The organism is Amycolatopsis sp. NPDC034160 (genome assembly GCF_055575355.1).
Map to the genome: position 1 here is coordinate 95,633 of NZ_JBVISU010000028.1, position 10,208 is coordinate 105,840.

Here is a 10,208-nt window from a genome sequence, read left to right on the forward strand (position 1 = left end):
GGTGTGCGAAGGTGACGTCATGGCCACCTCCAGCAGCCGATTCCCCGTGTCCTGGACCACCGTCACGCCGGTCCTCGCCATAGTGGTGCTGACACTGAGCTGGGGCCGCGAGCTGGGCCCGGTCCCGGTGGCCATCGTCGCGATCGCCCTCGGTGCGACCGTGCTGGCCGCGGTCCACCACGCCGAAGTGGTCGCGCACCGCGTCGGGGAACCCTTCGGTTCGCTGGTGCTGGCGATCGCGGTCACGGTCATCGAGGTCGCTTTGATCGTCACGATGATGTCCTCCGGCGGCCCCGAGGCCGGGACGCTGGCCCGCGACACGGTGTTCGCCGCGGTGATGATCACCACGAACGGCATCGTGGGCATCTCGCTCATGGTCGGCGCCCGCCGCTACGGCGAAGCGCACTTCAACCCGGAAGGCAGCGGCGGCGCCCTCGCCACCGTCGCCACGCTCGCGTCGGTCACCCTCGTGCTGCCGACGTTCACCTTCAGCACCCCCGGCCCGGCCTTCAGCGGCACACAGCTCACCTTCGCCGCGATCGCCTCCCTGCTGCTCTACGGCCTCTTCGTGCTCACTCAAACGGTGCGCCACCGAGACTTCTTCTTGCCGGTGGACACCGACGGCTCCATCAAGGAGGAAGTGCACGCCGAGCCGCCGACCGACAAAGCCGCGTTGACCAGTCTCGGGCTGCTCCTCGTCGCGTTGGTCGCCGTGGTCGGACTGGCGAAGGTCGAATCGCCCGCGATCGAGGCGGGGGTCCGCGCGGCCGGTTTCCCGCAGTCGTTCGTCGGTGTCGTGATCGCCCTGCTGGTGCTCCTGCCCGAAACGCTGGCCGCGACGCGGGCCGCGCGGCGCGACCGGATGCAGACGAGCCTCAACCTGGCCTACGGGTCGGCGATCGCGAGCATCGGACTCACCATCCCGGCCATCGCGCTGGCGTCGATCTGGCTGGACGGACCGCTGCTGCTGGGCCTGGGCGCGACCCACATCGTGCTGCTCGCGCTCACGATCGCGGTCAGCGTGCTCACCGTGGTCCCCGGCCGCGCCACCCGCCTGCAGGGCGGCGTACATCTCGTGCTGCTCGCCTCGTTCCTCGTGCTTGCCATCAACCCGTGACACGTTCTCTTCGGACGCTGTTTGTCGGAGGTCACGGGTAATCTCTGCCCCGTGAACGCTCGGGACCGCATCCAAGAACTCGCCGATCAGATCGTCGTCCTTCGCGACGCCTACTACCGGGGCTCGCCGAAGGTGGCCGACGCCGAGTACGACGCGATCGAGGACGAATTGCGGGGGCTCATCGAGGCCAACCCCGAGCTGACCCCGGATCCGAATCCACTCGACCAGGTCGGCGCGCCCGCCGTGCTGCACGCGCCCATCCGGCACTCGCGCCCGATGCTGTCGCTGGAGAAGGCGACCAAACCCGAACAGGTCGCGGCGTTCTTCGCCCGATTCCCCGGCCAGTCGGTGGTGGTCATGCCGAAGCTGGACGGCCTGTCGTTGGCCCTGGTCTACGAGAACGGTCGGCTCGCGCGTGCGGTGACCCGTGGTGACGGGACCACCGGCGACGACGTGACCATGCTGGTGCGGGCGCTGACCGACGGCGTCCCGGACAAGGTCGACGCGCCCGGCCGGGTCGAGGTGCGTGGCGAGGCGGTCATGCTGCGCTCCACCTTCGCCGCCTACAACAAGGCGCATCCGGACAAACCGCTGATCAACCCGCGCAACGCCGCCGCCGGCACGCTGCGCGCCAAGGACCCGGCCACCGTCGCCGAACGACGTCTGCGGTTCTTCGCCTTCGACCTGACCACCGAACCCGACAGTGTGGAAACCGACTTGGACGGCGCGCTGCGGACACTCGGATTCACCGCCGCCGACATGCGCCACTGCGACGACGCCGAGGCGGCGCAAGCCGTCATCACGACCATCGAGCAGCAGCGCAACGAACTCGACTATGACCTCGACGGTGCCGTGCTGCGGCTGGCGGATCGCGACGCCTACGCCGCCGCAGGAACCCGGTCGAGCTCACCTCGTGGCGCGATGGCGTTCAAGTTCGCCGCCGAGGAGAAGACGACCGTGCTCACCGACGTCGTCTGGGATGTCGGAAAGACCGGCAAAATCGCTCCCGTGGCGTGGCTGGAGCCGGTGTTCGTCGGCGGGGGCACGGTCACCCGCGCGACCTTGGCCAATCAAGAGGTCATCCGAGCCCGCGGCATCAAGATCGGCGACACCGTGCTGGTTCGCCGCGCCGGCGACGTCATCCCGTTCGTCGCCGGTGTCCTGGACGCCGCCAAGCGCACCGGCGAGGAGCGCGAGATCGTGCCGCCGTCGGTGTGCCCTTCCTGCGAAGAGCCGTTGACCGAACAGGGCAACAGCCGGGAATTGTTCTGTACCAACCTCGCCTGCCCAGCCCAGACCGTGCGTCGGCTGATCCACTGGTCCTCCCGGGCCGCGGCGGATATCGACGCGATCGGCGGGGTCTGGATCGAGCGGCTCGCCGAGGCCGGGATCCTCGAACACCCATCGGACTTCTACCGGCTCACGAAAGAGCGGCTGCTGGAGTTCGACCGCATCGGCGAAATCTCCGCCACCCGCATGATCGAGTCGATCGACGCGAGCCGGGCCGTCGGTCTGCGCCGGGCGCTGATCGGGCTGGCGATCCCGATGGCCTCCGAGGGTACGGCCGCACGTCTGTGCCGGGCCGGTTTCGGTTCGTTGGAAGCGGTCATCGAGGCAGGCGAGGAAGGACTCGTGGCCGTCGAGGACATCGGCCCCAAGGTGGCCGCTTCGCTGATCGAGCACCTCACCCGGCTGCGTCCCGAACTCGAGCGGCTGCGAGAGGTCGGTGTCTCGCTGGACGTACGCGAAGAGGACCTTCCGCCGGTCGTCGTGGCCGGTGCGCCGCTGGAGGGCAAGACCGTCGTGGTCACCGGGTCGATCAGCGACCCCCGCTCCGGCGAAAAGGTGCCGCGCCCGACCTTCCAGCGGTTGTGCGAGAAGGCCGGCGCGACCACCGCGTCGTCGGTTTCGGCGAATACGGACATGCTCATCACCGGCGCCGACGTCGGGGCGAGCAAGATCACCAAGGCCGAGAAGCTCGAAGTCGAGGTCGTGGACCAGGGTGTGATCTGGCAGCAGCTGATCGCGGCAGGCGTCGTCTAGCCGCTGGCCTGCCCGCGTTTAGTCCTCTAGATGCGGAGGTTCGTGTCACGAACTACCGCATCTAGAGGACTAAACGCTGGGCTTCGTCCGGTACCGAGGGCTCGTCGAGTGCCATTCGAACCCGCCGCCCATCCACCCCCGCAACCCACGCAGGAACCGTTGCAGTTCGACGGAAGGAACCCCGCTCAACTGCTCGTGCGCCGCCTGGAAGTCGCGGACGACGTCGTTGTGCAGTTCGACGGTGATCGCCGTGGCCTCCTCGATCGAGCATTTCCGGTCTCCGGCGATCAGCAGGACCGCGTTGCAGGGCGGCGACTCGTCCTCCAGATCCTTGGCGACCGAATGCACGTCGTTGACGAGCACCGCCGCCGTGCCCGCCTGGATCGCCGCATCGCGGACCCTCGGGTCGTAGTAGAGGTTCGACGTCAGTTCGTAGCCGCCGAGGACGTCGATCAGCGTCATCGAGGTGTAGAAGCTGTCGTGCTGCCGGGCGGCGAGATACTCCCACGCCGGCGGGTATTTGCCGCTGTGGCGCCATGCCGCGTAGGCGGTCCAGCTCACGAACATCGCGAAGGTCGAATAGCAGACACGCTGGACCTGAGCGGCCGTCCCGGCTTGCCGCAGGAAGTCCGTCCCCGAGTTCAGCGCCACGAGAACCCGGTCGTTCCGCAGCGCTTCGTCGAGTTCGCGGCTGAATTCGCCCAGCGATGGCACCGGGTCCATGGCGGCCATCGCCAGCGCGAGCTTCGGCGGCAGTTCCGCCGGGACCGCGCCGAGCGAGGTGTCGTCGGCGTACAGATCGTCCGCCGCCCACCAGGCCGCGTTGAGCCGCGCGGAGATCAGCAGCCGGTCGGGATCCTCGCAGTCCGGGTGGGCGAGCATGACCAGCCTGCCGAAGCCCGCCTTCCCGATCTGCTCGCACTCCTCCTCGTCGAATCCGCACTCACCCGCCCACTCGACCAGCCGCCGGTCGACCTCCGCCGCGAGCGGATCGTTGATCCGTTCGGTGACCGGGCAGTACAGCGGCGGCGCCGACCCGTCACCCCACGGCCGGTACGCGTACCCGGGGTCGAGCCCGGTTGCAGGCCCCGGCGGCAGCGGGGTCTCCGCAGCCGCCGGGGTGTGTGCGAGCCGGGCCGCCAGGCGCGCGGCGGACGTTCCCAGTCCACTCGGCCCGGCCAGAAGCGTGGCCAGAGCGCCATGTTCCGTCATCGCGGTCACTCCGATGGTCTCAGTGAATGCGGGATCAGACGCGGTCCGCTGCGATGAGCAGGTAGTGGAAACTTCCTTCGCGGTAGGCGTCGAGGAACGGTCCCTCGATCCCGGTAGCCACCGACGACTTCGCCCGCAGCTCCCAGTACGGGATCGTGTCCGCCGTCAGGTCCACCACCGAGATCGGCACCAGGTCGTTCGCCGTCATCGCCTTGAAGTACGCGCTGCGCGGATGGATGTTGCAGGTGTAGTGCTGGTCGATCTGCGCGACGGCTTTGGACCGCCCACCGGTCACATCGTTGTAGCACCCGGTGATGGTGACGTAGCGCCCGCCGAACTCCAGCTGCCGCGCATGTTCGGCGAAGAGGTCGTAGAGGTCCACGTACATGGTGCTTTCGTTGTTCCAGATCGCCTTGCGCGAGCCGGTTTCGAAGCCGGTGTCGAGCATGTTGCGGAAGTGGTAGCGCACCTTGTCGGCGACCCCGCGGATCTCCGCCTGGTGATTGGCGAACTCGACCTGCTTCTCCGAGATCGAGATCCCGTCGACGTGACAGCCGAACCGCGCGTTGGCCATGATGCTGGACCCGCCGCGGCCGCAGCCGGCGTCGAGGAGCCGGTCGTCCGGTTCGACGTCCCCGAGGTGATCGAGCAGGACGTCGGCCTGCGCGGTCTCCAAGCGGTGCATCTCGGCGATGATCCGCTCGTCGCGGGTGCTCTCCGGCCCTTCCAGCACCGACCAGTCGACCTCGCCCACCCCGTAGTGGTGGTGATAGAGCCCGTCCACGTCGCCCAGCCGCAGGTTGACCGGATCCTTCTCCTTGTTCCAGTACGACGCCACCGACTTCTGGTATTCGGTGCGCAGAACCTTGGCGGGAGCGGGGGTACGAGCGACTGTCACGTGTGTGGTCCTTTCGCGGGCGTTCAGGTTCGGTGTGGTTCGAGGGGTCACCGCGCGACCTCGACGTTCTCCAGGACGCCGAGCGCGTCGGGCACGAGCACCGCGGCCGAGTAGTAGGTGCTGACCAGGTAAGTGGCCACGGCCTGTTCGGTGATGCCGTCGAACCGCACGTTCAGGCCCGGCTCGTACTCGTCGGGCAGACCGGTCTGGTGCAGCCCGATCACGCCGTTGTCCTCCAGGCCGGTCCGCATGGCGAGGATCGACGACGTACCCGTGTCGGTGATCGGGATCTTGTCGCACGGCAGGAGCGGCACCCCGCGCCACGCGGCGACCACCTTTCCGTCGACCGTGGTGCCCTCCGGATACAGGCCGCGGCGCGTGCATTCCCGGCCGAACGCGGCGATCGCGCGCGGATGGGCGAGGAAGAACTTCGTCTTGCGGCGGCGGCTGACGAGTTCGTCCATGTCGTCGGGTGTCGGCGGGCCCGACCGGGTCTGGAACCGCGATTTCAGGTCGGCGTTGTGCAGCAGGCCGAACTCGCGATTGTTGATCAGGTCGTGCTCCTGCCGCTCCCGCAGCGCCTCCACGGTCAGCCGGAGTTGCTCGGCGAACTGGTCCATCGGCCCGTTGTAGAGATCGGTCACCCGCGTGTGCACGCGCAGCGACGTCTGGGCGACGGCCAGGTCGTACTCGCGCGGCGTGGTCTCGTAGTCGACGAACGTGCCCGGCAGCGGTGGCTCGCCGTCGTGCCCGGACGACATCCCGATCTCCGCCTCGCCCTTGGCGTTCTGGGGTTTGGTGCCCTGCGCCAGCATGTCCTGCACGTGGCGGCGCATCGCCTCGGACCGGCCGTTGAGGTCGGCGAAGTCTTCGGAGCGCAGGGTCAACACGATCACCGGGGTGATGGCCTTGACCGTGTACGGCCAGTTCCGCTCGATCCCGGCGAGCATCTCCTCGCCGAAATGATCACCGTCGGCCATGCTCCCGATGGTCGACTCGCCACCGTACTCACCCGGCGCCACCTTGGCGACCTTGCCGTGCGCGACCAATACGACCTCGTCGAGCGGGGTGCCGTGGCCGACGATCGTGTCGCCGGGCCGGTACTCGTGCTGCACAAAGCGATCGGCGAGCGCGGTGAGCGTGTCCTCGTCGTCGAAACCCCGCAGCAGCGCCAGTTCCGCCAGTTCCTGCGGGACGACCCGGACCTCGGTGCCGACGTTGGTGAAGCTCACCCGCCCGTCACCGATGGCGTAGGTCAGCCGCCGGTTGACCCGGAAGGTGCCGCCTTTCGTTTCGACCCAAGGCAGCAGCTTCAGCAGCCAGCGCGGCGTGATGCTCTGCATCTGCGGCCGCGTCTTGGTGGTCGTCGTCAGGTTCCGCGCGGCCGCGGGGCCGAGACTCAGCCGCCGGTCGGCCTCCGGCGTAGTGGCCGTCATCCTTCGCGGCCGAGTTCGGCGGCTTCGAGCACGGCCAGCGCGTCCGGCACGAGCACGGCGGCGGAGTAGTACGTGCTGACGAGGTAGGAGATGATCGCCTGCTCCGAGATTCCCATGAAGCGGACGTTCAGGCCCGGCTCGTACTCGTCGGGCAGGCCGATCTGGCGCAGGCCGACCACGCCCTGGTTCTTTTCGCCGGTGCGCATCAGCAGCACAGAACTGGTGTTGCTCCGGCCCACCGGGATCTTGTTGCACGGCAGGATCGGGACGCCGCGCCAGGACGGCACCTTGTGCCCGCCGAGGTCGGCGCCGGTGGGATAGATACCGCGTTTGCTGCACTCGCGGCTGAACGCGGCGATCGTGCGCGGATGCGCGAGGAAGAAGCCGGGCTCCTTCCACACCAGCGCGAGCAGGTCGTCGAAGTCGTCCGGGGTCGGCGGGCCGGTGCGCGTGGCGATCCGCTGGGTGAAGTCGGCGTTGTGCAGCAGGCCGAAGTCCGAGTTGTTGATCATCTCGTGTTCTTGCCGCTCACGCAGCGCCTCGATGGTCAGGCGGAGCTGCTGCTCGGTCTGGTCCATCGGCTGGTTGTAGAGGTCGGAGACCCGGCTGTGCACCCGCAGCACGGTCTGGGCGACGCTCAGTTCGTATTCGCGCGGCGAGGTCTCGTAGTCGACGAACGTGCCCGGTAGTAGCGGCTCGCCGTCGTGGCCGGAGGAGATGTCGATCTCGGCCTCGCCGAAGTCGTTGGACCGTCCGGTGTCCTGCGACGCCAGCTCGATCTGCGCCTGCAGTGATTCGGACTGCTCCAGGATCTGCTCGAAGGCCTGGCGGCTCAGCGTCAGCACGGTGCAGGCGGTGGCCGCCTTGGCGGTGAACTCCCAGATACCGTCACCGGCGACGAGTGCCTGCGCGCCGAAGTAGTCGCCATCCTTGACCACGCCGAGCGCGGTCTCCTCGCCGTAAGGGCCGGGGCCGGTTTTGGTGATCTTGCCGTGCGCGATGAGATAGACCCGGTCGGCGCGATGCCCGAACTCGACGAGTACGTCGCCGGCGGCCACCTCCTGCTGTTCGAAGCGGCGGGCGAGTTCGGCGAGAACTTCTTCGTCGTCGTAACCCTTGAGCGGCTTCAGTTCCCCGAGTTCCGCCGGGATGACGGTCACTTCGGTCCCGACCTTCGAGAACGTCACCCGTCCGTCGCCGACCGCGTAATTGAGCCGCCGGTTGACCCGATAAGCGCCACCGTTGACCTGAACCCATTCGAGCATCTTCAGCAGCCAGCGAGACGAAATGCCCTGCATCTGCGGGACGGTTTTGGTCGTGGTCGCCAGGTTGCGCGCGGCGGCCCGACCCAAACTCAGCTGCGGATTTCCCGGCCCCTGGACACCTTCGGCGGAAGTGTCCGATTCGGTCACGGTCACAGCAAGGTCCACCCTTCGATAGTCATGCGAACAAACAAGATCCACAAACCGCGGAGTGCCGGTATTCCCCGAGGTGACGGCCCCGCAGGGATCAACATAGCAAGGTGTTTTGCCCGCACAAGCGCACTTTCGGGTAATGAGGAAAGGCCACCCGAATGCCGGTTTCGACATTGCCGTCGAAGCCTTTTGGCAATGTGACCGGGCAAATGAAAATACTCACACAATCGGTCCAGTACTTGTTCTGAGGTGTTATGCGAAGCTGCCGCGAAACTCCCTGCGGCGCCGACGATGCGGCCGTTGGAGTGAGCAGGACGATCACTTTCGGGTCGCCTCTCCGCGCAGGCTCGACGGCGACTTGACAGACCGCGACGAAACAGAGGGTCGCGTCCGGACACCCCGTCGTGTAAGTCACTCCCGGGCGACCACCGTGCCCTGAGTACGCACGGGTCATAGTTCAGTCCTTGCTGATAGGTCAGCCGAAGCTGTACTGTCCTGGCTGTGCTGACGTGTGAAACCCACGGTGCCGCGCTCGCCCGGCTGGGCCGTGCCCTCGCCGACCCGAACCGGTGCAAGATCCTGGTCGCCCTGCTCGACGGCGTGAGCTACCCCGGTCAACTGGCGGGACAACTCGGTCTGAGCCGGTCCAACGTGTCGAACCATCTCGCCTGCCTGCGGGGCTGCGGACTAGTCGTGGCCACCTACGAAGGCCGCCAGGTCCGCTACGCGCTGGCCGACGAGCATCTTGCCCGCGCACTCCGTGAACTGGTGCAGGTCGTGCTCGCCGTCGACACGGCCGAGCCCTGCGTCGACGACGACACCAGCCTCCGGGTGCTCCGATGACCGAGCGCGCTCTTCCCCGCGAGACCGGCGGCTGCACGGATGGCTGCTGCACCACGACGTCCACGGTCGACCCGGATCGGCGCGCCCAGCTGTCGCGCCGGGTGCGGCTCCTGGTCGGGGCGACGATCACCTACAACGTCATCGAGGCCATCGTGGCCATCTCGGCCGGCACCATGGCCTCCTCGACCGCGTTGATCGGCTTCGGGCTGGACTCGGTCATCGAAGTCGCCTCCGCCACCGCGGTCGCCTGGCAGTTCTCCGGCGCGGACCCTGAAGCCCGTGAACGCACCACGCTCAAGGTCATCGCGGTGTCCTTCTTCGCGTTGGCCGCCTACGTCACCGTCGAGTCCGTACGCACCCTGTTCGGCGCCGACCAGGCCGAGCACTCCACCGTCGGCATCGTGCTGGCGGCGATCTCGCTGGTCGTGATGCCGTTCCTGTCGCTCGCCCAGCGCCGCGCCGGACGCGAACTCGGCTCCGCGAGTGCCGTCGCCGACTCCAAACAGACGTTGCTCTGCACCTATCTTTCCGGTGTGCTGCTCGTCGGGTTGCTGCTGAACAGCCTCCTCGGCTGGTACTGGGCGGATCCGCTGGTCGCGCTCGTCATCGCCGCCGTCGCGCTCAAGGAAGGTCGCGAAGCCTGGCGCGGCGAGCACTGCTGCTGAAAGGAGCGCCATGACCCGGTCCGCCGATCGCCGCACCAGGTGGAATCGCTACTGGGACGGCAAATCCCAGGGATACGACCGGGAAATGCAGTTTCTCGACCGGAAGCTCTTCGGTGATTCCCGGGCATGGGCCTGTGGCCAGGCCACCGGCGACGTCCTCGAGGTCGCCGTCGGGACCGGGCTGAACCTGCCGCTCTATCCCGACGGCGTCACCCTCACCGGCGTCGACCTCAGCGACGGCATGCTCGCCATCGCCCGCGGCCGCGCCGAACGCCTCGGCCACCCGGTGACGCTCCGGCGGGCCGACGCCCACGACCTGCCCTTTGAGAACGGTTCGTTCGACACCGTGCTCTGCACGCTCGGGCTCTGTGCCATCCCGGATCACGACAGGGCGTTGCGGGAAATGGCCCGTGTCCTCCGGCCAGGTGGACGGCTCATCCTGCTCGACCACATCGCGAGTTCGTCGCGTGCGATCCGCGGCCTGCATTGAGCCTTTTCCATCTTGGTTAGCTGAGGCTGTATTCGAGGGTGAGGATGGCTTTGGCTAGTGCGGTGACGCGGTGGGTGCTGGTGCGGACG

The 10,208-nt window shown here is 67.7% G+C and carries 8 protein-coding genes and 1 pseudogene; 5 read left to right on the forward strand and 4 right to left on the reverse strand.

What is annotated here, in order from left to right; all coding sequences use genetic code 11:
- The first annotated feature begins 19 nt into the window (after positions 1 to 19).
- Entirely contained in the window at positions 20 to 1,117 is a 1,098-nt protein-coding gene (locus ACZ54P_RS36090) for a calcium:cation antiporter (protein ID WP_465466099.1), read from the forward strand.
- A gap of 51 nt (positions 1,118 to 1,168) precedes the next feature.
- Positions 1,169 to 3,160: an NAD-dependent DNA ligase LigA gene (gene ligA / locus ACZ54P_RS36095; protein ID WP_465466100.1), complete on the forward strand. Its 1,992-nt coding sequence runs from the start codon at positions 1,169 to 1,171 to the stop codon at positions 3,158 to 3,160.
- 69 nt (positions 3,161 to 3,229) lie between these two features.
- Here the strand turns inward: ligA and ACZ54P_RS36100 are convergent, their stop codons facing one another.
- Genes ACZ54P_RS36100 through ACZ54P_RS36115 form a run of 4 tightly spaced genes read right to left on the reverse strand, consistent with a single transcriptional unit; the run spans position 3,230 to position 8,124 of the window.
- A complete protein-coding gene (locus tag ACZ54P_RS36100; RefSeq protein WP_465466101.1) occupies positions 3,230 to 4,372 on the reverse strand; it encodes a family 2 encapsulin nanocompartment cargo protein terpene cyclase in 1,143 nt (380 codons plus the stop codon).
- Between the two features lie 34 nt (positions 4,373 to 4,406).
- On the reverse strand, positions 4,407 to 5,270 hold the full coding sequence (locus ACZ54P_RS36105) for a geranyl diphosphate 2-C-methyltransferase (protein ID WP_465466102.1): 864 nt from the start codon (positions 5,268 to 5,270) through the stop codon (positions 4,407 to 4,409).
- Between the two features lie 47 nt (positions 5,271 to 5,317).
- On the reverse strand, positions 5,318 to 6,706 hold the full coding sequence (locus ACZ54P_RS36110) for a family 2B encapsulin nanocompartment shell protein (protein ID WP_465466103.1): 1,389 nt from the start codon (positions 6,704 to 6,706) through the stop codon (positions 5,318 to 5,320).
- A complete protein-coding gene (locus ACZ54P_RS36115; RefSeq protein ID WP_465466104.1) occupies positions 6,703 to 8,124 on the reverse strand; it encodes a family 2B encapsulin nanocompartment shell protein in 1,422 nt (473 codons plus the stop codon). Before ACZ54P_RS36115 ends, ACZ54P_RS36110 begins: the two co-directional genes overlap by 4 nt.
- Positions 8,125 to 8,622: 498 nt before the next feature.
- Here ACZ54P_RS36115 and cmtR point away from each other — a divergent pair, with 498 nt between their 5' ends.
- The 3 genes and pseudogenes from cmtR to ACZ54P_RS36130 all read left to right on the forward strand — a co-directional run.
- On the forward strand, positions 8,623 to 8,964 hold the full coding sequence (cmtR, locus tag ACZ54P_RS36120) for a Cd(II)/Pb(II)-sensing metalloregulatory transcriptional regulator CmtR (protein ID WP_465466105.1): 342 nt from the start codon (positions 8,623 to 8,625) through the stop codon (positions 8,962 to 8,964).
- Positions 8,961 to 9,629, forward strand: a complete 669-nt coding sequence (locus ACZ54P_RS36125; protein WP_465466106.1) for a cation efflux transmembrane domain-containing protein — start codon at positions 8,961 to 8,963, stop codon at positions 9,627 to 9,629. The genes cmtR and ACZ54P_RS36125 overlap by 4 nt, the downstream gene beginning before the upstream one ends.
- A 10-nt stretch (positions 9,630 to 9,639) precedes the next feature.
- Positions 9,640 to 10,113 (forward strand): annotated as a pseudogene (locus ACZ54P_RS36130) (class I SAM-dependent methyltransferase); the annotation flags it as partial.
- Positions 10,114 to 10,208 lie beyond the last annotated feature (95 nt).

Excerpts from the sequence above, each read along its gene's own strand:
- ACZ54P_RS36100 (WP_465466101.1), bottom strand. The coding sequence starts at position 4,372 with ATGACGGAACATGGCGCTCTGGCCACGCTTCTGGCCGGGCCGAGTGGA.
- ACZ54P_RS36110 (WP_465466103.1), bottom strand. The coding sequence starts at position 6,706 with ATGACGGCCACTACGCCGGAGGCCGACCGGCGGCTGAGTCTCGGCCCC.
- ACZ54P_RS36125 (WP_465466106.1), top strand. The coding sequence starts at position 8,961 with ATGACCGAGCGCGCTCTTCCCCGCGAGACCGGCGGCTGCACGGATGGC.
- ACZ54P_RS36090 (WP_465466099.1), top strand. The coding sequence starts at position 20 with ATGGCCACCTCCAGCAGCCGATTCCCCGTGTCCTGGACCACCGTCACG.